Origin of the sequence: Ensifer sp. (genome assembly GCF_031989085.1) — a bacterium.
GTDB lineage: Bacteria > Pseudomonadota > Alphaproteobacteria > Rhizobiales > Rhizobiaceae > Ensifer.
Map to the genome: position 1 here is coordinate 62,327 of NZ_DALZXU010000007.1, position 22,387 is coordinate 84,713.

The following is a 22,387-nucleotide window of genomic DNA, read 5'->3' on the forward strand; positions in this document are numbered from 1 at the left end:
GCGGGTCGAATTCTTCCGCGATAGTGGCGACGCTGCTACATGAAGCCGTGCGCCGCTCATGACAGACGCCTAGTTGATCACGCCGTTCGGCCGAGGTCTAATCTGCTGGCATGTCGATCGCTTTGCAGCGGCCGGCCACCTTACCTGTCATGCCACGGGTTTATAATCACCAAACCGACAGTCTCGAAATCCGCCACATTCCGAGTTGCCAGTGCGGCGCCACGGGAAAGCGCGATCGAGGCGATCTGTGCGTCGAACTGACTGATTGGGCGCCCCGCCTTGCGGCGCTCCGTTGCAATTGTTCCATAAACGTCTGCGGCCTCCCGATCGAACGGCAGGACGCGACCGGCGAGATCTTGCGTAAAGATCGGCAAGATTGCCGCTTCAAGATCACGCCGGCGCCGACCATCGGGAAGCAGGCGTAAGCCATATAGGATTTCGGCTTCTGTGATCGTCGTCGTGAATACGGCCGCTGAAGGCTGTTCCGCTAGCCAATCGACAACCGCGGGCTCGGGAACCGGCAATAGCAGTTCAGATAGAATGTTCGTATCGAGAACTATCACAGCGCGGAGAAATCCGGGGCGTCACGGATCGGTTCGCGAGCGGGAATTTCCAGTTCGACGCCGCCGAGCGGCTGCAGTCGCGCGCGGATCGCGCCAGCGAGGTTTCCCGGCGTTGTCTCCTGCTGAGCCAACACCATTTTCAGGATATCACGGGCCTCATCTTCCATCGATCGCCCATGAGTCGCTGCGCGGACACGCAGCCTCTGTTTCAATCGATCGTCAATGTTGCGAATGGTCATGCTGGCCATATAATTCCGTCCCCATTCATCATTGATTGCATATAGTGCAATGATGGCACTTTTTCAATTGTAGTGACAGCGCGTTCAAGCCGCGCGCACGAGCGGGAAATGTCCGCGACACAAACCTGCTGTCGGCGCGAACACACAGTTACTCAAAGCTGCAGCTGATTACAGACTCCAAAACCATCACTATCGATACTGAGTACCTATCGATAGTGAAGGTTCCAGCTATGGGCCATACGAAGTGAAGAACCATAACTTTCAGATAGAGTTCGCTTAGTAAATCATTTACCATGATTTCAATGCCTTACGATCTCGCCAAATTGCCCATCCAGACCCTGCTGCGGCCAATCTCCGACGCCGGCATTGCGCTCGCCCGTCTCGACGAGCGCATCGCCCGCTCACCGGTCGGCGAAGGCTTTCTCGAACGCGCCCACTTTGCAGACGCCTGCGCCTCGTTGTGGATCGACGGCGAGCTCGTCCACCTCGAGGATCTGGTGTTGCATGACGCCGGCCACGACATCCGCACACCCACCCACGAATTGACGATTGCCCGCGACGTGCTGCGTGGTCGCCGACGCATCGCCGCTCAGCCGCCCGGCTGGGCCGTCAGCCCCGACGGACTCCGCACGCTCCGGCAGGTGTGGCCCGCGGCATCCCTTCTTGTCGACGGCCTCGTTGGAAGTGTCGCGGCCACGACGGATCCTGCTTCCGTCGAAGCAGGGGAGGGGGAGGACCCACCCAAGCAAAGTTCCAGTCCGTTCGACGCCGAGCTCGCCGCCATCGATGCGCTGCTGGCGCGATCGGACGCCGCCATTGAAGAAGCAAGGCGGACCGGCCCCGCCAAGAGCGCTCGGGCCGAAAAGGATCCGCTGGTCTACGATCTCGATTGGGACGAGGACGAGCGCCTCGCGGAATGGCGCGGCGTGCTCGCAATGATCGGTGATCTGCCGTCGGTACTGCAGGCGATCGTTGCTCTGGATGCCTGGAACGAACTGGCTGTGCTGCAACACGCACCCTGGCTCGGTCGGCTGCTGGCGGCGTCGATCCTGCGCCAGGCCGGTCTCACCACCTCGGCGCACCTCACCGCCTTTAATCTCGGCCTGAAATCCATCGCCGTTGATCGCCGCCGGCATCGCGATCGCGAGACCCGCCTGCTGGCGATTGCTCAAGGGTTGAGCGCGGCCGCCGAGATCGGGCTGAAGGAGCACGACCGGCTCGCACTGGCGCGGCAGATGATGGAGCGCAAGCTCATCGGCCGGCGCATCTCGTCAAGGCTGCCGGAACTGATCGAGCTGGTCATGGCAAGACCGCTGGTCTCGGCCGGCATGGTCGTGAAGACGCTCGAGGTCACGCCGCAGGCGGCGCGGCGAATTGTTGGCGAGCTTGGTCTTCGCGAGATGACGGGGAGAGGGAGGTTTCGAGCGTGGGGGGTGCTATGATCAATGACGCGGGTCGCCAGCAGAAATGCGACAATTCTTTAGCTTACGATCTCTTGGCCTACACGTCCCTTCGCGTCTCGGTCAGGCTCCAGCAACCCTTGTGATGTCCGTGTGATATTCAACTCCGGCCAGAATGCGGGATTTACAATGTATTTTGCATTCGGATCGCGGTTCAGTCTGATTTTAATTGGTCTCGGGTCGTAATTCACCGTGTAGATATAATATTCGCTTCCCGATGCCCTCACTCCAAGGATCCCGTAATAGAGGAGGAAGTCGATCACGGCCTCACAGCGATCGTCTTCGATCCCGCTGGTCTTCAGTATGGTTTTCAGTTCCTCGTCCGAAAGGGTGTCGGGTGCGTCGAGGAAATGATAGAGAAGGTCGCGAGCTTCAGGGAATACATCCGTGAGCTCCCGATCCAGTTCCGAGGTGATGTCGGTCGAGTAAGCCTTCAAACCCTTCTCTATGTCCCCTTCCTCTATTCGGTCATGGCGAAAGCTTGTCGCAAAGCCACGGCAGTGGCTGAGAATTTTGATGATGTTGCGGGGTCTCATAAGCGATCGCTCCGTTAGAAACGCGAAAGTCTCCTCGCCCTGAAAGTGCGGCACGCAGATTTGGCGCCATATTGCGTCGAAAGCTCGTTCAGTGCCCTCAATGCCTGCAGCGAGGCGAAGCCGAAGCATCTCCTTCAGCAAATCTGGGTCGGACCAGTCGAGTGTGGCCCTCATCTCCTTACCGTAATCGGTAGAGTGCCTCATCAGATGGTCGTAAACGTCGTTCCGAATGAAAATTACACAATGGAAATCGTGCTGGTCCCGTCGCATTTCCCGTTCGAGCTTGCGTCCAGCATCAACAAGGCAGCGCAAGACGATAGCATCGAGGGCGTCAAAACCCTGCGTGCTCCACCCACGGTCTAGATTGTCAAACAGTACCCATACCGACTTCTTAAATTCCAGATACTCTGACACCCTTCGACGTAGCTCGCGAAGGTCATGCGAATAGAGCAGCTCCGTAACCTGAGCGGTTGTCAGACGTTGCCCCTCATTATTGGAGAAACGAGCTCGGTACTCGTTGACGATACGCTGAGAGAGATTTGAAAGGCGCTCTGCAAAGTCACCGTCGGTGGAGAGGTCCGGTGATTTATAGGCGTCCGACAAGTCGACGTAGAGCTGATATAGCTCATGGTCTTGGCGGTAAATCTGCTGGTCCTTCTCAAGCAGCTTGTAAGCAACTTCAAGGAGAATAAGGTACTCCCAAAAGGCGGTAATGAGATGCTCGCGAGCGCCTTCTGATAGGTGATCGAAGATTTCTTCCTTAAGCTTTATCAGCTGATAACCATCGGGCCTAAGATCGACAACAATGTTGCGCTTGTCTTGCCTGGTTTTGTCACGCACGCTAATCCACAGCGCAGTTTTGCCAGATCCTTTCCTACCTACCACGAGGTTGACTTCGCCTTTTAGGGCGCGCTCATACTCATGGGTTCTCAAGTAGTAGCGTCCGAGAGTGGGCATCTCATTTTCGGCCCGAGGATCTCCGAACGTTAGGGACTGTAGCTTCGTGAGTGGTTCTTCAGATGTTGGTTCGAAACCAGCGTTGTAGGCGACTATCGACGGACAAAAATCGGCGACCGCATTTACAATGTCTTCTTCCCGTTTGAAGGGACGAACGACGTCACGGATGTCTAGGGGTACGGTGAACGTACTGGGCGCTACGATTAGAGTGGGTTTCTCCATCCCATGCGCGAGACCCGCAGCGAACATTATCCTTATGTTATGCACCAAGAATCCAGATGTCGCTTGGCCTTGGAGTGCTAGGAATATGCCGGATGATTGGCTAATTTGCTGAATGGCATCAGTAGCACTGAGCCGAAGATCTTCGTCGGCGTTAAAGCTTCTATAGGAATAGAAACCGGCTTTCTTCATCCGCGATACGAGAAGCTTTTCTGCTTGCCCTACAACCGGAGGATCAACGGTATATATAGGCGCCTTTTTGTTGAGTAGAGTGGTGATAGGAAGCGGGGATTCGTCGATGTGAGCCGTCAAGCGAGCTTGAAGGTCGTCAACTGTGGAATATTGGTGGTAGCCGAGCGTGTCGAAAATGCCGACTTCACTAGCGAGCGATTTATCACCATCGGTTTCTCTATGCCGGACTAGGAAAACTCGCTTTCCACGCCCAATTGCGAAACCCACCTCATAGACAACGTTTAAATTGAGCGTCGTGATATCAGCCACAACGAACGGCGACTCCGAGATTTTCCCGAGGATTGGTCCTACCAATTCGGTCCCTGGGACATCGTTGAATTCCCATGGTTCGTAACGAACCGGTATAGGTTTGGAGTTGGCGCGTCGAACGGCATCAAAAATGATCTTAGAAACCGCCGGTTCTCTGGAGGCGTATGCAACGAAAGCAATCTTGGCATCTGTATTTGACATGCTGGCGGCCCCTCCTGTCCCACAACTTGTAGCCGAGCACTTGGGGAGCCGCCACGCTTTTCTGGCGCCTAACTCACTAGTCAACTAAATAAGTGGCTATATCAGCCGCACGAACACCCAGCCACTATTGACTTTCCATGATCGCGCAAGGCCTCGCTCCACGAGCTTGCCTGCTGCGCGATTGACGTCCCAGACGAGTTCATCGATTGCATCGGCTATTTCAACGGCATTGCGCGGGTGAACTTCATCCATCGCGCTCAGAACAGCCTCCTCAATCTCCGGATTGTAAGCCGGTTCACTATTTCCTTCTTCAAATCGGTCACACCACAGAATGTGCCCACGCCACACGATGAAGTGGCTTTCGCATCCTCCTTCGCGCCATACCGAGGGAAAGAGGGTAAGTCCTTCTCCCCGCATGTCAAAGCGCCACGCCTTGTCGGCGCGGCTGTCGAGATTGATTACCAGGGTCTCGCCGCACCCATCAGGGCACGCCATGACAATTGATCTGGGCCGTGAGCGAAATACCATGGATGTGTCACCTGGGGCGAGAAGTGTTGCTTCAGCCTGGTCTCGATACTCGGCATCACCGATCATCCTGACCATTCGTGCGGGGGCTGTCATTTGTCGCTCCTATTGTGACGTGTCGGCCGGACCGGCAAATGCCAGGTCGGCCCTTTGGCGAGGGCGCCCACGGGTGAGCAAACCACACAGTTCGGCTGCACGGCGACAGCCATCTCCTTCACTCGACCACGAATTCCATCATAGACCTGATAGCGCGGTTTGATCGGAACCGGCGTAACAGCCCCGAGCAGCATGGTCATTGCGAGCGAACTCACGGTAGAGTTGATCGATAGAACCGCGGGTTGGGGTTCGCCGGCACCTTGGACATAAGGGTCCGCCGCACGTTGTTCTGGTGACAACATTTCGCGCCTGATCGCCTCACCGTCGAGAGCGCCCGAGCAGGTCAGGCACGGAAGGCCTGGGGCGAGCATCTGCACGCGTCCAGTAATGTGACTGACGGATCCGTTCGCAACAGTAATGCTGACGCCCATATCGATCACGGGTACCAAATACTGATACGCCACTTGGTTAACGACCGCCCGGCTTGCGTGGGAGTCTGTGCATAACAGTACGAAATCGAAGATGCTGATGAGCTCCGCGACTTCCTCGTCGACGATGTCAGCTTGAAGCGGGACCACCGTGGCATCAGGGTTAATGGCGCGGATCATTCTGGCCGCGACCTCGACCTTCGGCTGGCCAACGTCGGAGGGGATGGAGCCGACGAGACGGTTAAGGTTCGTCTTCGCTACTAGGTCGTGGTCGATCACCGTGATCCGCGTGGCGCCCAGATGGGCAAGTTGCTGGCACTCGAGCGATCCCGTCCCACCCGCACCGATCACGCCGAAGTGGAGGCGGCGCAACAGCCGTTGCCCAGGCACTCCGAATGCCCGGACCTGCCGATCGTCGCGTTCCTGATCGGAGACGCCCTGCATGGGCGAATGGAGCAACAGCCTCTCTCCCACCTCCCATACGTCGATCTCATCGTCGTTTCCGAGAGAGCGCGCACGGCATCCCTGCGTCCCGATCACCAGTGCGACATGTGGCACTGGTGCCGCTCGCCGAGCAAAATACGAATCCAGTTCTGTCTCGCCCGCGTCGTCGATCGGCGAGAAACGCGGATGGCCGGGGCTGGCGGGATGCGTGTGGATCGCGATGACGGCCATGCCGGTGACCCTGCTGCGGTTTGCAACCTCGATGAGGAAAGACGGTTTGAGGATCGCAGATACGCAGGTGCGGCTCTCATATGCGTCGTCTGGCACGGGTCCGGCGTCGGCGACGATCCATGTGTCGCTATGCGCATCGTGATGGGCATACGCGATGGCACAGCTCTCCAGGTCATTGGTGTCGAGCAGCGTCGACGCCAGTTCGGAGTAGAGAGGTGCAGGAAAGCGGACGCGGCTCATTGGACCTGCCTCATTCGATCGATCACCACATTCATCCACGTCGACAGTGTGTCGCGGTTGGGGTTCCATGGCCCCGTCAAATGCCATGAGAACCACAGTGCTGGCTCGACGGTCTCCGGGACGGGAGTTGACGCGGAGTTCTGTGGTGGACCTCCATGCGCAAGAAGGAGATCGGGATCCGCCCAGAAGCAGTCGAGCTGCGCAAATGGATATCCAGGCGGGACGATGAAGCGGATGGTGGTCGAAGACTTCGACCACCCCTCCGGCAGGCGGACGCCCGGCACGGTGACGAGCGTGGTGCCGCTCGGCAACTGCTGGGTCTGAACGTCGCCGAAGCGCTCCCGCAGCTGCTCCAGCTGCATGTCGAACACGCCGGGCATCAGCCGAAGTTCGCCTTCGGGACCGACGAGAAACGGCGGACGCCATGCTTCGGAACGAGGCTCACAGCCTCATCATCGGCGATGATGCGATCCGGGTCGTCGCCCTCACCCTCCAGCGACAGGTCATGCTGCGGATCCCAGTCAGATACCATCGCCTTGATCTGCGCGCCGGTCAGCTTCTTCTTATCGGTCTCATAGGGCTTCCCGTTGACGAAGAAGATGTAGGTGACGTTGTTGGGCGCAGTGATGAACTTCTCGACGCCGTTGGCGGCGAGATCCGCATCAGTGCCCGGTTCGATCAGCTTGTCCTTGCCGCCACGCACCTCCAAGAAGACCGCCTCATCGTCGTTGATGCCAGCGAGCGTACGCAGCACTGCTTCAGGGATGGAGGAACGGCCCCACACGATGCGCGCCTCGTTGAGCTTGACGCGGTAGAGCGGGTCGGTGCTGAAGGTGATGAAGCGGTAGGCAGCACGGTCGCGCAGATCGACCTCCTCGTCCGCCCGGACATCCTCGAAGTCGCCTTCGGAAGTGATCACGAACAGTGAGTGGCCGTCGATGTCGTTAATGCCGGCCTTCTTCAGGATCTGGCGGCCGAGCGGAACCGGATCGTCGAGGATAAGCGGGTGAAAATCGACGTTATCGACAGCGAGCGAGACCCGGTAGCGACCGGGGCGCAGGGGGCGATCTTCCTGCACGGCGAGTGCGACATCATCGATGTCGGAGTTTTCGATAAGAGACATATTTCTATTTCCTGTGGACCTCGGCCTGATTGCGTCGGTCTCACAGGGTCAATCTCGCCAGCATCGGCCGACCGGTAATTTTGGTCAGAGATTTTTTTGCAGGCTGCCGTCGGCCACTGGACCGCAGGTAAAGAAGGCGGGACAGAAGGGGCATGTGCGGTCGGATCGCTCAGGTGTGAAGCTTCCGCTCTCGATCGCCGCAAAGACTTCGGCAAGCTTTTCCGTCCTCTTGCCGAGAGCCTTATCGTCGAACTCGACCCTTGTAGTGTGATCGTCGTCGCCGAGGTGGACGATCTCGACCGTACAGCCGGGAAGTGAGTTGGCGGCCGCCATCTGGAAGGCGGCGTCAGCGAGGCTTTGTCCGGTCTTGGAGGATCGGTGACCCGTCCGAACCATCCGCACGATATGCCGTCCACCAGGAGCCATCACGACATCGTCTGCACTTGCCGAGACCGTTGTCGTTCCGATGCCTGCCCGTAGAGAAGGCGGCATCGAGCGAGTTGTGCCTGCTCGCATCACCACGAATCGCTGGACAAGCAGGGTCGCGACTTCGCGGTGCAGGCGATACTCGTCCCCAGCCAGGGGCCCTTCAGACCATCTTTGCTCCAGTAATCTCTCCATGTCACCAAGCGACACGATGGAGGGATCAGTGGCGGCTATCTCTGTCACGATGGCGCGCACTAGATCGTGCATTGTCGTCATGGTTGTTGGCGTGCGTCGACCGCCGACGCCAAGCACATGGGTGTACAAAAAGCGCCGTGGGCACCGATCATACAGATCCAGTTGCGCTGTCGTGATCTTGATTTCGGGCCCCAATGTGATTGGGAGCGGCTCATCCTCGGGGTCCGGTTTCCGGTTCGCATGCGGCGTTGCCGCGCGAGTTGTCGTTACGCCCAGCCGTGCGATGAAATCCGAGGGATTGCGTCGATTGCCGTTCGCCATTCGGGTCGCCGAGTAAAGTAGGAGGCGGTCCCGTGCACGAGAGGCGGCGACATATAAAAGGCATTCCTGCTCAAGTGCGTGATCCGCAGCGGCCACAGCAACCGTTCCGCCTTCTCCGCCAGCGATCATGCCATCTGGAATCGGACAGGCCGGCTTGCGTGCACTGCTGGGCATGCTCCCCTTGTTCAGACCCATGACGTGCACCACGGGGAATTCGAGTCCCTTGCTACCGTGAATGGTCATCAGCCGGACCGCGTTGATGCCCTGAGCGGCCAACGGAATCTGTCGAAGATCCCGTTCATCGGCGAGCTGGACAAGCCGCCTGATCCCGTCGAGCGTGCGCTGGATCGGCAGGCCCGGCCCTGGACGTTGAGCACGCAGAAAGCCCATCAGCTGCCAGATCGCCACTCCCATGGCGCGACTCGAGATATTGTCCGTCGATGTGATCAGCGCCGCCGTTCGTGTCCGGTCAAGCATGACATGCGCCAGCACGGACCAGGGATGCGCATCGGTGTCAAAGCCGTCCAGCATGTCGCCCGCCAGGCGCATGGCGTCAGTGTCAGCGGCGTCCAAGGTTGGTAGCGAGCGCGATGAGCCGGCCCAGGCGAGTGGTCCGGCTTCGGTCTGCCGGAGGTGCTCGACCACCGTTGCGGCACCCGCCAGACTCAGCCCCGTCGACAATCCCTGGAGCGAGGGCTTGCGCACCACTCCCATGGCCCGCCTGTCGACGAGCAACGACAGAACGGACAGCAGATCCTTGACCTCGGGTCGTTCAAAGAGATTGCCGAGGTAGAGAACCGGAATTCCTCGTCGCTCCAGTTCACGACCCATGCGGTTGAGCCGGTCGTTGCCGGGGCAGAGCACAGCCTGGTCGCGGAAGGCGACGTCCTGAGAATGGCGCAGAATTTCGTCGGCGAGTGCGTCCGCCTCGTCGTCGTTGTCGCCGAAGGTAACATGCTCCGGCGGGGCACCGCTGGACGGTCGATCTGCTTTGAGGGAGGCATCGCCGGTGCCAGCCTGCATGCTTCCGCCGAAATTCGAAAATGCTCCAACGATCTCGGGAGTCGAGCGATAGTTAAGACGCAGCCTATCACCAGTGCCACCGGGGAAGTCCTCGATCTTGAAGCGCGACATGTTGAACGAGGATGCGCCACGGAACCTGTAGATGGCCTGCCGCGCATCACCAACGGCCCAAAGGTTTTTGCCACCATCCGTCAGTCGCTGGAGCAGCCTCACGCTGCTGCGATTCACGTCTTGATACTCATCGACGAGGATATGGCTATATGTCGCGCGCAGGATCGAGACTGCCTCAGCATCGGACTCGAGCAGCTTTACGGGCAGTGACACGAGATCGCCGAAGTCTACCGCACATGCCGCGAGCTTCAACTCCTCGTATTTCTTATAGACAAGCGCGACTTCGGCGCACCGCTCAGCGGCATTGCGGGCCTCGGGGTCGGTGGCCTTGTCCAGCATCTCCCGCGCCAGCGCGGCATAGCGGTCAGCGTCCGCGACCTCGTCTTTCGCCCGGGATATCGCGGTGAGCATGTCCTTGAGGGGACGGTCGGGATTCATGAACTCCCGATGATGGGTGAGGTTGAGTGCGAGATATTCGCGCTCCATGATCGCGATCGCCTCGCTGCGATCCATCATGCGGGGCTCTCTCGGGAAGCCCAGCTGCTTGTGGTATCTTCGCACCAGATCGAGACCGAATGCGTGGAATGTCCCGACCCACATCGCCGACGCTGCCTCTGGCCGCAGTCCAGCGATGCGCTCAGATAATTCTCCGGCAGCCTTGTTGGAGAAGGTTAGAACAAGGATCGATCGGGGATCGATTCCTTCATCGACGAGGCCGGCGACCCGCCCGACGAGCGTCTGCGTCTTTCCCGTTCCTGGCCCGGCCTCGAGAAGATAGGGGACCACACGATGCCGCGCGGCCTCGCGCTGCTCGTCGTTGAGCGGCTTTGGAGGTTTTACCTCGGTCGCCTCGGCTTCCGGCTCGACCGCTGGAAGCAGCAGCGCGTCGAGAAGCTGCAGCGCGACGACGTCGAAGGGCGCCCCCAGCTTCGTCGCAATCTCCGACGCCGTCATGCCCTCAAGGTGGAGTGTGCGAGCCCGTTTGCGCGGCAGCAGGAGCTCGCGACCGAACAGGTCCATCTGGACCTCGCGGCGCTGCCGCCTGCTGTAGTCGACGACCCGATCCTCGCCAACGGGGGCAGCTTCCGCTGGCCGCGTGGGATCGACGTCGTGGGCGACGTGCTCGATCCGGTCGTCGCCGAGCGCGGCGTGACCGAGTTCGTGGCCCACCAGGAAGGCCTTGAAGAAGGTCGTTCCCGAGTCCTCGTGCCTGATGGCACGATTTATGGGATCGAACTGTGCCCGGCCGCCCTCTAGGATCGCGCTGCCTGGCTCGACGAGCTCGATGTCCAATTCCAGACTGGATGCGGCGGCTTTAACGAGCGCCTCGGGATCCCAGGGGTCAGCGCCCTTGGAGACCACCTCATCGTGAAGCACTGCGGCACGATGCCGCGCGAGTTCGACAGCGTCCATGGGTCAATCCCGTGAGACCAGCAACTGCTGCCGTCGCTCATCCGGCACCTTGCACTGCTTGAGCAGGTCCTCGAACGTGATTTTCTCCTGCTCGGCAACTGGAGCATCGTCGGCCTTGTAGCTGACGCCAGACGCAAGTCGAGGTGGTGCTGCCATGAAGCGGCGCAGGTCGTCCACGGTGGAGCGGAGGCCGCGCGCAAGAGCGTCAACGAACCAAGCGGGCACGCTCGCGATGTCTACGAGTCGGGAGCTAAATCCCTGGATCACGCCGCTGGGCACATCAAGGGCACGACGAAGATTAACCAGGTCCTGAGGGGAGACGTTGGCGAAGGGATCGACCACCGGCGCGGGTGCTTGGCTCGGCGACGTGGCACGGAAGGCAGCAAGGGACGCTTCTACCCAAGCCTCGTCGGCCGGCACGGTGGTCCCTTCGGTCGCACGCTGCAGTCTCAGATCAAGAGAAAGGCTGATCAACGCGTCCGAAAGGCCGGGATACAGCCGGAGGTAGCGCTCAAGGGTCGCTTTGTCATGCTCCTGCTCGACTGCGAATGAGAGGAGGATCTCCTCTGCGTTGTCTTTGCGGCTGTCAGTCATGGTCGTCTCCAATCGACAGAGCCTCGCGTAGCAGTCGGTATGCTTCGTCACGTCGATTCCGAACGGTTTTCTCGGATTTGACGCCTATCGCCTTTCGGATCGTCATGACGCTATCGTCCGAAGAATCAATTGGCATGTCCCTCATGATCATTTCAACGACTCTGCCTAGCTTGTCTGGTAATGCCCTTATCGCGTCAGCAACTCGAGACCGGTAAATCGGGTCGTTGGAAAGAAGCTCTTCCTTAAGGTCAAGACTTCCCACGGCTCGCTCCACCGCGGCCGAAGGTTCACCGGTCTCTTCATCAGCTTCGATTGACTCTGTGCGAGCAGCCTGTCGCGTCGCCTGAAACATCGAAGTCTTGCGAAGTGCGGCGATGGCGGCAGCAAACATCACCTCAAAATAGTCAAGGTCAGTCCCTGGCTCGGCCCTGTCCTCAATTAGCCTCTTAACAAAAGTATCTCTGACGCGGTCGCGTGCGTTCGCTGCGTGGACGTTCTCCGAACGATCGGCGCTCTCGCCCGTAACACGCGGCAGTGCCGCGGAAAGCCGACGCATGAGTTCGCGGAAAAGTTCGTTGAAATAGCTTTCGTCGTTATCATGCCGTGTGCCGCGGATCAGATAGACGATAGCCTCAGACGCTATATAAAGCGGTGATGATGCATCGCGGATCTTCAGGGCAGTGACGATATTTTCGCGAGACTGCTCGGTTAGCCTCTCCAGCGCTTCCTCTACTTCCCTACGACGCGTATAGGGTGTGCCATCAGATCGTCGTTTCGTTAATGGTTTTACGCGTCGAGCACTCAACGGTCACCTCTATCCAAAAAACTCATCACGGCCGGTCTACCCTCCAAATACAGCGGCATTGATAGGGCGTATCGACTCTCAATCACGAACCGCTCGATTCGGCATTCCATTGTAAGTTGGGATTTGCGCGTGGCCAAGCAAGAGGGTTTTTGTATCGAAAAGAGAGTGGATACTTGGCGTTGGCACTTTTATGTAACCATTCGCTTGCTCAGCGGTCGACTACGGAAGCAAACTTTCTGCGCGAACTCTGTTCTCCTGACGGAGCCGAATTGACCGACGCAATCGGCCTCCGGGGTTTCAAGCCCTCGAAACGCAAAAGCCGCGAAAGGCCTCAGGACCTACTTGCTTCCAGGCGAGCCCAGTATATCTCAAAGCCTTGTTCCGGTAACTGACGTTTGGCGGGCCACGCTGCACAGCATTTTCGTCACCTGCAAGACAACATCGCGACTGCCGTATCCCAGAACGTGTGGCTAAATTAATCCTGTGGGACGGTCTCAAGGTACGCCTTGATGCCGGCTAGAGCTACGTTCATATCGATCCGATCTGAAAAGGGATCCATAAGCAACAGGAACTGCAGCATTTAGATCAAGCCCATCGCGATGTTATTGCAGATCAGTCTCCGCTCGATCTTGCGTGACAACCTAGACAGGCAATGTTTACTGGTATTTCGATATTCTCGAAAAACTTGATTCTTTCGGTATTGCCCCGCTCAAATGACCCTCGACGGATTCCTGACCTTCCTCGGACTAGCTGCTGCAGTCTTCGCGATTATTCCGCCAGTTGCCAGGTTGCGGATCCGCTTGCAGCTTGTTCCGCAAGCCTTCCTCGCGGCCGCGGCATTGGTGCTCGCCCTCTACTTCGAGTTTTTTCAGTTTCTCGCCCTGCCTTGCCTGCCGGCTTTTCGGATTGTCTGCGACGGGCTCGTAATCCAGCCCGGCGGCGCCTTTACACCTGCGATGGCTGCGTTTCTCGTTGTATTGGTCTGGATGCTACTCGCCTGCTTGGTGGCGATATGCCTTCCACCGAGCCAGCGATCAATCCGCGGAATGGCAGATCTCGTCGAGCAGCTGTTCCATCAGCAGCGCTATGGTGAGGCGGTGGACTTCGTCCTTCCGCACGTGCGTTTCTTGGAACGTGCCCAAAACCGCAAGCTCTGGAATCAAAAGTTGAAAGACCGGTTCACCGGCGAGCGCATCCCCGATCTGGAGGAATGGCTAAGTAATCCCGAACGCGCGGAGAAGAAGCGGAGGTGGCTAGCGCCATTTCGGCTATTGTCGAGGGGCATTCCAGAGGGAGGACATGCGCAGGAGCACGCCGAGCGAATCTTGAATTCCCTTTACCTAAGCCGTCAATTTATGGATTACGCCGCTCTTCAGCGCCCCAGTGTGACAGCGGTGCTCCTGACGCTCGATGCCCATCAGCGTTTCGACTTCTCCAATCGACTATTGGCAAGCCTCGCATCGTCGCAGGGAAGCCGCCTGTATGAAGAAATTGAACGCAACGCCAAATATGAAGGCGTCGGCGACAATCTCGTGGTCGGCCACAACTTCATCTTGCGCGCGTATTTCTTGGACGCGAGCGTGGCCGAAACGCTTGCGGCTTGGAAGCCGGTCGGCGATTTTGTGCTCGATTATATCAGGAGTGACGACCCCGCCGTGCGAGCGCAGCTCCACGGAAAGAGCGATGGTTTCGACCAACGGAGGTGGCGAGACCCTATCGCCTTCGCCATTGCCTACTTCGATTTGATGATCCGTTCGGCGTTCAGTCAGGACATCAAGGATCACATGTGGCTAGCCTACCTCGACCACTTCGTTGACGAGCTCGTTGGGGTTTACGATGCCACCGGTCCGGACATCGATCAGGACGATGAATTTCCCACCTGGAACGCTCATCTGATCTATGAATGTATCAATACCTTGGGGCACTGGGTTCAGTTCATTCGCGAAGCGCCCGCAGGATCGGTTCATCAAAGTTTTCCGGAAAGCCTTCACCAAGGATCGGCAGGCATTCCCGCGAATGCGGCGCGTTGTCTTGGCACGTGCCTCTACCATGTCCTCCGATCCGACCGGGTGGGCGATACCTTTGCAAGGTATATGGTCGAATGCGTCTTGAGGGACATCAGGTATCTCGTCCAGCCCGGAGACGCGGCAGCTCGAAAATTCCTCATCCGCTCAATTGTCACTGGCGGCGGCCGCGACAATGCACATGATTATGGAGATAGGCTGGCATACCTACTCGGCGGCATCGATTGTATCCTTTTGAATGATGTCCCAGATTTTCTCGATGCCGCGAGAGTTGCCCACCCTCTAGCGGATTTTCCCGAGTAAAGGCCTTATGTCGATCTCGGCGAATCGGGAGTAACTTTCGATTTGGGGTAAGCGGTCAAGAAGCCATTGCGGGATTTGGTTGAGCCCACGTATAGATACGTAACAAGCCGACTTCCTGGGCCACTAGGTCTCGCCGATTATTGTGAGTATTGAGGCGTTGGAAGATTTCATAGCATTCGAGAAACATGTCGATGCTTTTGTTGAGGGTTTGCCGATTGCGAAGCTTTCGGCTCCCACACTACTGCACCAGTTCCATCAGTTTATCTTCTCAGCGATCCATATGTCCGGCGGCGATGAAACCAAGCGGGTCGCTGGCGAGACGATCGCATATCGAATGAGCTATTTGCTGCCTTGGCTGGCCGGTCGAGACTGGATCCAACCGGCCTCGGTTCCGGAAATGATGGCAGCCTTCAATGAAGCTGACCCAAAGAGAGATCAGTTCAGAACGCTTTTGAAGTACAGCCATTTTTGCGAGTTCGTGCCAGCGGTTCACCGGGGCCAATATGTCGTTGCGCGATCCGAATCAGGGTTCTCCTTCAAATACCGAAATGAAGCGCTCGAAGAGGCCGAAGCGAAAGACATTATCGTCAGCGAGCTGGCGATCAATTTCTTGCTGGGAGAAGCGTTCGATTTTGATGATCGGCTCTTTGCATTCGTTGAATCGAACGCAGACATCGATCCTGCGCAATTGGTGCCGATCGCAATTGAGCGCGCGCAACGGTTCGCAAGAGATCTCGTGGAGCAGCCGCTGATTACGGATGGTGGCATAGGAGAGGTTTTCGGGTTCGAGCGCGAAACCTACAAGCAATTGCAGGCCAGCCTGTTCGGATTGGCGTCGGTCGCGGGTGAAATTGCGACTATGTTCTGTGGACTTTCGCTCATGCAGAACAATAGCGAGCTCTTTGATCGCAGCATGAGCTGGTCGACCATCCTGTGGCAAGAGCCCGTATGGACTCAGATGCTCGAGGCCATCTCGGGACAGGGGGCCGAGGTGATCGAGAGTTTTCTGAATGCCTTTACCTACCACTTCGAACGCCCGACGAAACAGCGGGTCGGCGGAGAAGGCTACACGCCACCTTTTTACAAAATAGGTTCCTCCCGCTTGGCCTTCGTCGACACTATGATGGTGTTTTGCCACGAACGGAATGCGATTCAGGGCTTTATGCGAAGCCAGCCTTCCCGCTTTGATGAACTCGTTTCACATGACCTTGAACCCACGCTGATTTCCGCTTTCGAGGAGGCGCTTCAAGGCTCTCCAGATTTGCGTGTGTTCAAAAATAGAAAATTCAAGGGCGGTGAGTTCGACCTTCTCATCATCGATCCCGTTACGCAACACATCATCATCTGCGAAGCTAAGGCACCTATGCCCCCGCAGGGTGTGCGCGGGACGGAACGATTGGCAGGGCGGATCCGCGAGGGGATGAAACAGTTGTCCAGCTTCATTGCCCGGCCAAACGAAGAGAAACTCCGCGTTCTTCACGAAGTTACAGGCCTGCGATTCGACAATCCAACCTTGGATTACGCAATTTTAGGGAGGGCGTGTTTCGGTTTGCTGGATGTGTGGACACAGAAAGAAATCACGCCCATCACCCTGCCGCTCATGCGCTTGGCGATTGCACGCCTCAGAGAACGAAAAACTGGGATCGCGGCCAATCTGACGACTGTGGTCAACGAGATCTGTAATGAGATTTTCGCCGAAGCAAAGTGGTTTTGGCGCCTTGAGAAGATTGAACTCTGCGGCTCGGTGATCGAAATCCCGCTGCTGGCTTACGAAAGAGACGTTATCGAGAAATGGATGCGTGCCGCCGGCGGTCGTTTGCAGACCTAAGCGTGGATGCGCCTTACGGGCCGGACAGAACTGTGCTTCCAGAGCAATGCAAGCCTTGTTGCCGTAATGTTCACCCTTTGGGCCACGGGGATCGCATAATGTATCGACGGGAACGTCCCGGCGCCGGAGGGTTCGGTCTCAGTTTGGCTCAAGTTTGGCTCATGAACGTCAATTGAACCAAGCGAAAATGCGCAACTTTTTCAGATGGTTATAACGTAGTCTTGGCCGGCTTGGCGCATGATTTTGGTGCATGATCGAACGATATACCTCGTTTTGAGCCAAACTACGGGAGGCTGTAACGTGTCCCACTCCGAACGCCTTCCGACTTCAATTTGCCATCTCTTACCAGTTGCTCAACGCTCCTTCGAATTCTCGATCGCGGAATCCCAACTCGTTTGTGAATATCTCCGATTTTCGATTGAGGGTACCGGCCGACGTCTTCAACAATAAGTGCAACCAACCGATGCGGTTCGATGCGTTTCAGGGTCGTTCCACTAATGAAGGCATGGCCGCGTAAAAGAGCCGGATCCACGAAGTAGCGCGTCGCCTGTGTTCGCCCAGAGCTTTGTACGAGGTTCCATTCCAATAGACGCCTGATCCAGGGCTGCATCGCCTCGATCGATAGGAGCTCGAGTTGTCCGGCAAGTTCCCGCGCCGTTAGCGCCTCATGTTGAGCGAGAAGGCCAAGAGCAATACGTTCGCGCTGGGTAAGATGAAATGTCTCATCCGCCTTAGCGATGAAATCGATAACCTCAGGTTTCAGGATACGTCTGAGTATCGTGACTTGAACGCGATCATGCATCTCTGCTAGCTCAGGCGCCGGACGCCCTTGGGAGAGCAGAACCTCGTACACTTTGTCGTAGCCGCTACCTTCACGCTCCATTAGCTTCAGATCATGAAATAGTTTAGCGAGATGCTCGTTACGGCGCACGGTCGTATGGAGCACATTTTGGGGCGTGACGCCGAGCGGCAGAAGGCCAGGATTTACAACCTCCAGCCTATCGGGGTGCAAATTCAGGAAGATGTCGCCTCGCTGCGTATATGGCCGGTGTACCAATGCATTGACGACCAATTCGCGGACGACCACTTCATCAAACGCTGGCACATTTTGGCGGAAGAGTCCGTCGGGTAGCTCGTATGACTCTTTAAAGTCCGGCACTTGCTGCCAGACCTCTTCGATAAGCTAAATGGGATTTAAAGTGTGGTCGTCCCATACCAGCTTGTTAACCTTCTGGCCCTCTTCATCATACTTTAGAAACTGAATAACCGGAGCAGTCGTCAACTGTGCGCGGCGAAACTGCTGTCCGACACACAGAATACCGAGATTTGTGAGATATGGCCCTCGAGCCATCTGATAGTGATCCAGCAACTCGTCGGCCGACTTCTCTTTCACGGACGGTTTGACCCGATCGGACGTGCGAAGTGCTGAGAGTACCGTCTGAAGTTTTGAGGGGTCGGCATCGGAGCGCGGTACACTCAAGGATGTCTGTGTTTCCCACGGCAAGGCCGCCCGCTCAGATGCCAAACGCATGACATCGTCCCCAGTCACCGGCTTGCTCTGATCTGCGACTCGAAGGTAATAACGCCCGTCTGTAGTTGAGGCGACGCCTGTCGACCGAGGAACCGAGAGTTCGATGTATTGGCCGCCGTTCACCGCAGTGGTGACATTTGGCAATGCGGTGACGTTAACGGTCCTCTCGCCTAGCTTACGTCGCAGCAAATCTGGAAGATCGGCCGGAATTTTCTGGTTGGGTTCGGGGACCTCTTGACCATCTTCAATGCCGATACTCAATGTACCACCTGCGGCATTTGCAAAGGCGACGCAGTCCTTAGCCAATTCGTTCCAGTCCGCGGTTTTTCCGGTTACCGCCCGAAGGGACTTCTGGTCATGGAGGTGACCCTCTAAGCTCAATCTTGTTGATCCCTCTAACATACTCGGTAGTCCGGCGCTGGCGCGCAGTGAACAACACCGAACGGCATTCAGCTACTATCAGCTATTCCACTGTGAAACCACTATTCGAATGGAAAACCAAAATGCCACCAAGATCTCTTACCCCAGGTAGAATTCAGAAGTATCTAATTTAAACTCGTCCTCAATCCCTAACTTCTTTAAGATCGCTGGCAATACTTGGTGGATCGCTCGCATTCCGCATAGAAGTTCGTTCATATAAACATCAGGGTGTATCCGAGAAGAGTTAAAGCCGAGGCTCTCTCGCTCTGCTTCCACGCCGAGTGCTCCGTGCGACGAGTACACCATGTTCAGCAATTCAGCCCGAAGTGGAATACCGGCTCGAAACGCTTTATCTTTGACGATGTTGAGCCATTCTTCGAATTCTTTCGTGGTGCGCCGCTTAAATTCGGTAAATTTCGGGGCAAAAGCGGGTTCAACTTCCAGCTTGGAGGCAGCGAGAAGGATAAGCGACGCCTCAATATTTTCGGCGTCGGTATCAAATAGCTCTAGATCTTCATCCATCATCAGTTCGGCGACATAAGCGGCGTAGAAACCGTAAACGTCATTAAGTGACTTGTAGATCTTGTATACGAGTGTCGCATGAGGATTTCTTTCTAGAGCTGTTTCCTTCGTGTCATCCTCGTCGTCGAAATAGATTTCGTCATAATCGAAGTCTAGGTCGCCCGGGAATTTCGAAGGAATAGCCACGCCCATTTCCCGCAGAACATCAAAGGTGCTCCAGCTCAATAGGCCCAAATCATCGTTCAATGGCTGAGTCTCATATCCAGTCTCAGCGCTGTCGTTGGCGTTTCGAGCCAGATGATGGAACAGCTTATCCCATTTTTTGGCGTTCTCCGGAGAGCCAGCCCAATAGACAAATGAAGGCTGTTGATCGCCAATCTTCGCTAGCGCTCGCAGGCGATCCTCCATCTCGCGTGACATGTGCTCACCCTTCTTCCACTTGCTTACTTGTGTGGGCGAGACGTTGAGCGTTATGGCCAGTTCCTTTTGCGAACATGACTGGGCTTGCAGCGCCAGTTGGACCAGGGCTTCACTATCCATACCAATGCTCCAGAATTTAGTGTGCTTGCGTGTAAGTGTAGGTGATAGATAGCGACCATTTAGGTTATTTGCAATTCAATTTAGTAAACATTCCGGGGTGCGCTATGCCGCCTCCCAGACTTGGTTGAGGATCCTGGCAGCAAGCGCCGCCTTGTCCTGCGGCAAGAAGCGGCCGTAGTGGTTTGCAACCATCTCCGGCGTATCCTGGATGGCGTAGCTTGCCTGCTCGTAGGACCCGGTTTGCTTGAGGATATGCGTCGCAAGGACATCTCGGACGTTATGGGGACCATGCGGAAGCAAGCCCTTAATGGCGCCGCGACCGGTGTAAGGGTTGTAGATGCCATAGCGTTGGATCGCCGTCCGCCAAGCCTCGTAAAAGGTCGTCTGGTCGTAGGACGCATCCTTGGTCTTGGTTCTGACCGTCTTCACGAACAGGGTGCCCGGATCTTCGGCGCCGGCGAGCAATACGGCGCGATGACGCTCGATATACGCGTTCAGATGGGGATAGAGGTCCTGCAGGTTCGGAAGGACCAAGCGGAACGGTTTCGAGCCGAAGAATGACGAGTTCGCATTCTTGAAGGCGTTGGAGGGGATCAGAACTTCCCAGCCGCCATCGCGCTCGCTCCAGCGGATCTCACCACGCTTCATGTCTTCAAGACGGCGCTCCGACGTGGGGAAATGTCCCCGCGGGCAAACAAGGAGTTGCCGGAGGTTCTTCTGGCGCAGTCCGAGATGGAGGCCAAGGCGCAGCATCAGGAAGGATCGAACGGCCTCGGCAGCGGGACGCGGATAGCGCTCCTCGTGCGGCATCCGCCTGATGATTTCGTCGGTGATCTTGCGATACTCAGCGAGCGGACTATCGGCCTCGAGCACGGACATGATCGGCTCGAAGGGGTCGCGGTGCACACGCGCGACACGCTGAATCTCCCTCGAACGTTGCGACGCATGCTTGAAGACGATGTCGCACGACGCATGCCAGTCCTTTTGAGCCGCAGCGATCTCCGCAGCTGTCACCAGGCCGGGGATTGGTCTCGTGTTCTGGACGAGCTCCGGATGTTGCCACATCCATCCGGTTTCGGGACGAACCATGCCGAGAAGCACGCTCAACATGTCTTCTTCCCATGTGGTGTAGAAGCCACGGCGCTTCTCTCGCCACTGAAGGTACCAATCCCATATCCCCGGGAAGACAAGAAGACCGAAGGTCAGTTGGCTGAGGGGCACACCATAGCCTTTGACAGCGCTCTTAGGTGAAGCTGCCAGGGCGCCGAACATGAGGCCCAGATGCTCAATCTTCTGTGCAGCCGTCTCCTCTCCCCAGACGCCATTGCGCTGGAACCCGAGCGTCGTCAGGGTCGCGGTCTTGAAGCGTACGAGGTTTGCCATCTCCATCGCGAGCCGGGGAGGGGCATCGACAACGCCAGCAAGCAGGTCCGGATCTTCGATCGCCGCATGATCGGATGTTCCACCCCATTCTAAGTCGTTCGATGCAAGCCGCGGCGAAAGCGAGCTTCCATAGGAGATGCCAGGAAAGCGAATGGCATATCGCTGCCGGATCGCGGCTGCCTGGAAGCGTCGATAGTCGGTGGTGCCGGAGATGATCACGCGGCGTACCCAATCGAGGATCTCTTGGCGCTTGCTGAAGGGCAGGCTGTTGAAGTCATCCGGCAAATGCCAGGCGAGCCGTCGCCGCTCTGCAGGGCTAACGTCACTCTCGAACTCATGTCCGGACGCCGATCGCGACTGATGTGGCAGCCGTTCTTTGAAGTATCCGACGGGGAGACGGTAGCGTCGTTCAATGAGGGCGAGGATCTCGAAACTGTCCGTCGATCTTGGGACGCGCGTGCCGTTCGTCCAACTCAGCAGCGTCTTATTGTCGAAGGTCGGGTGGTCGCCGGCGACTGCGCGATGAAGATGCCAGTAGGTGTCACCATGCCGGCGCATGTGGTAGTTCAGCGCTTCTCGGAAATCTAACGGATTTTCAGTCCAATTGAAGAGGGGAACCGGATGCTCTTCGATCGCCCGTGGTGGGATTCCAGGCTTTGCCTTCGGCTGCGTCGAGGGTGTTGGTCGTGGTGCGGTTGAAGATTTGCTCGCCTTGACGTCAGGTTCGCGGCATGCGCTGTGCGACGCTTCGATCGGCGGTGTTGGTGTTGGCCGGTCATGCTCGACTGGTCGCTCGTGATCGATCCAGCGGATGATCGCTTCGAGCCCGGATTGCAGACCCTTCTTGAGCGCGGGGGTCATCTCGTCTTCCAAGCCGCAGGCGTCAGATACGGATCGCCAATCGATCCTGCCCATCCGCATCGGCGGAGGCTTGCGGTAAAGGATCAAGCTGGAGAGATAAGGCTTGATGTTTTCCAGGGTTCGCCTGGAAACGAGTGGCGCGACGCGGACGTCGCAGAAGTCGGAAATCTTACGCTGAAAATGAAGTGATGAAGCAGATTGGGTTTTCATGAGATCCAGAATTCGTATCGCTGATCGGCACGGGTGCCGGGGCGTGGCCTGCTAAGGCCATGTGGTAAACGAACTCTAAATTCGACCTAGAGATGCGTGTGAAATCGTATCGGC

The 22,387-nt window shown here is 57.2% G+C and carries 17 protein-coding genes; 3 read left to right on the plus strand and 14 right to left on the minus strand.

Translation table 11 applies throughout. The features are described from left to right. Positions 1-140: 140 nt before the first annotated feature. A complete protein-coding gene (locus tag RTP54_RS23820) occupies positions 141-563 on the minus strand; it encodes a type II toxin-antitoxin system VapC family toxin (protein ID WP_312366045.1) in 423 nt (140 codons plus the stop codon). Beyond that, the gene (locus RTP54_RS23825) at positions 560-811 is read right to left on the minus strand and encodes a FitA-like ribbon-helix-helix domain-containing protein (RefSeq protein WP_312366046.1); all 252 of its coding nucleotides are present in this window, start codon (positions 809-811) and stop codon (positions 560-562) included. Before RTP54_RS23825 ends, RTP54_RS23820 begins: the two co-directional genes overlap by 4 nt. Before the next feature lie 284 nt (positions 812-1,095). Between RTP54_RS23825 and RTP54_RS23830 the strand changes: the two genes are divergently transcribed. Beyond that, complete coding sequence (locus RTP54_RS23830; RefSeq protein WP_312366047.1) at positions 1,096-2,244, plus strand: RHE_PE00001 family protein; 1,149 nt, start codon at positions 1,096-1,098, stop codon at positions 2,242-2,244. A 38-nt stretch (positions 2,245-2,282) separates the two neighbouring features. Here the strand turns inward: RTP54_RS23830 and RTP54_RS23835 are convergent, their stop codons facing one another. From RTP54_RS23835 to RTP54_RS23870, 8 genes are all read right to left on the minus strand, one after another. Then, positions 2,283-4,676 (minus strand): P-loop ATPase, Sll1717 family, encoded by a 2,394-nt coding sequence (locus RTP54_RS23835; RefSeq protein ID WP_312366048.1) that lies wholly within the window; start codon positions 4,674-4,676, stop codon positions 2,283-2,285. Between the two features lie 96 nt (positions 4,677-4,772). Beyond that, positions 4,773-5,297: a DUF6527 family protein gene (locus tag RTP54_RS23840; protein ID WP_312366049.1), complete on the minus strand. Its 525-nt coding sequence runs from the start codon at positions 5,295-5,297 to the stop codon at positions 4,773-4,775. Continuing rightward, complete coding sequence (locus RTP54_RS23845; RefSeq protein ID WP_312366050.1) at positions 5,294-6,640, minus strand: ThiF family adenylyltransferase; 1,347 nt, start codon at positions 6,638-6,640, stop codon at positions 5,294-5,296. Before RTP54_RS23845 ends, RTP54_RS23840 begins: the two co-directional genes overlap by 4 nt. After that, positions 6,637-7,020: an E2/UBC family protein gene (locus RTP54_RS23850; protein WP_312366051.1), complete on the minus strand. Its 384-nt coding sequence runs from the start codon at positions 7,018-7,020 to the stop codon at positions 6,637-6,639. The genes RTP54_RS23845 and RTP54_RS23850 overlap by 4 nt, the downstream gene beginning before the upstream one ends. Then, positions 7,020-7,763, minus strand: a complete 744-nt coding sequence (locus RTP54_RS23855) for a multiubiquitin domain-containing protein (protein ID WP_312366052.1) — start codon at positions 7,761-7,763, stop codon at positions 7,020-7,022. The genes RTP54_RS23850 and RTP54_RS23855 overlap by 1 nt, the downstream gene beginning before the upstream one ends. A gap of 84 nt (positions 7,764-7,847) precedes the next feature. Beyond that, positions 7,848-11,252 (minus strand): UvrD-helicase domain-containing protein, encoded by a 3,405-nt coding sequence (locus RTP54_RS23860; protein ID WP_312366053.1) that lies wholly within the window; start codon positions 11,250-11,252, stop codon positions 7,848-7,850. Between the two features lie 3 nt (positions 11,253-11,255). Next, the gene (locus tag RTP54_RS23865; RefSeq protein WP_312366054.1) at positions 11,256-11,846 is read right to left on the minus strand and encodes a hypothetical protein; all 591 of its coding nucleotides are present in this window, start codon (positions 11,844-11,846) and stop codon (positions 11,256-11,258) included. Beyond that, positions 11,839-12,651, minus strand: coding sequence for a DNA-binding response regulator (locus RTP54_RS23870; RefSeq protein ID WP_312366055.1), 813 nt, complete (start codon positions 12,649-12,651; stop codon positions 11,839-11,841). Before RTP54_RS23870 ends, RTP54_RS23865 begins: the two co-directional genes overlap by 8 nt. Positions 12,652-13,364: 713 nt before the next feature. Between RTP54_RS23870 and RTP54_RS23875 the strand changes: the two genes are divergently transcribed. Together RTP54_RS23875 and RTP54_RS23880 are read left to right on the plus strand one after the other, a co-directional pair. Beyond that, entirely contained in the window at positions 13,365-14,978 is a 1,614-nt protein-coding gene (locus tag RTP54_RS23875) for a hypothetical protein (RefSeq protein ID WP_312366056.1), read from the plus strand. A gap of 157 nt (positions 14,979-15,135) precedes the next feature. After that, positions 15,136-16,806 (plus strand): hypothetical protein, encoded by a 1,671-nt coding sequence (locus tag RTP54_RS23880; protein ID WP_312366057.1) that lies wholly within the window; start codon positions 15,136-15,138, stop codon positions 16,804-16,806. A 283-nt stretch (positions 16,807-17,089) separates the two neighbouring features. Here RTP54_RS23880 and RTP54_RS23885 read toward each other — a convergent pair whose 3' ends face one another. From RTP54_RS23885 to RTP54_RS23900, 4 genes are all read right to left on the minus strand, one after another. Then, a complete protein-coding gene (locus RTP54_RS23885) occupies positions 17,090-17,965 on the minus strand; it encodes an ATP-binding protein (protein WP_312366058.1) in 876 nt (291 codons plus the stop codon). 24 nt (positions 17,966-17,989) lie between these two features. Then, the gene (locus tag RTP54_RS23890; protein ID WP_312366059.1) at positions 17,990-18,718 is read right to left on the minus strand and encodes an ATP-binding protein; all 729 of its coding nucleotides are present in this window, start codon (positions 18,716-18,718) and stop codon (positions 17,990-17,992) included. Positions 18,719-18,856: 138 nt separating this feature from the next. Then, a complete protein-coding gene (locus tag RTP54_RS23895) occupies positions 18,857-19,819 on the minus strand; it encodes a helix-turn-helix transcriptional regulator (RefSeq protein WP_312366060.1) in 963 nt (320 codons plus the stop codon). 102 nt (positions 19,820-19,921) lie between these two features. Next, the gene (locus RTP54_RS23900) at positions 19,922-22,273 is read right to left on the minus strand and encodes a hypothetical protein (protein WP_312366061.1); all 2,352 of its coding nucleotides are present in this window, start codon (positions 22,271-22,273) and stop codon (positions 19,922-19,924) included. Positions 22,274-22,387 lie beyond the last annotated feature (114 nt).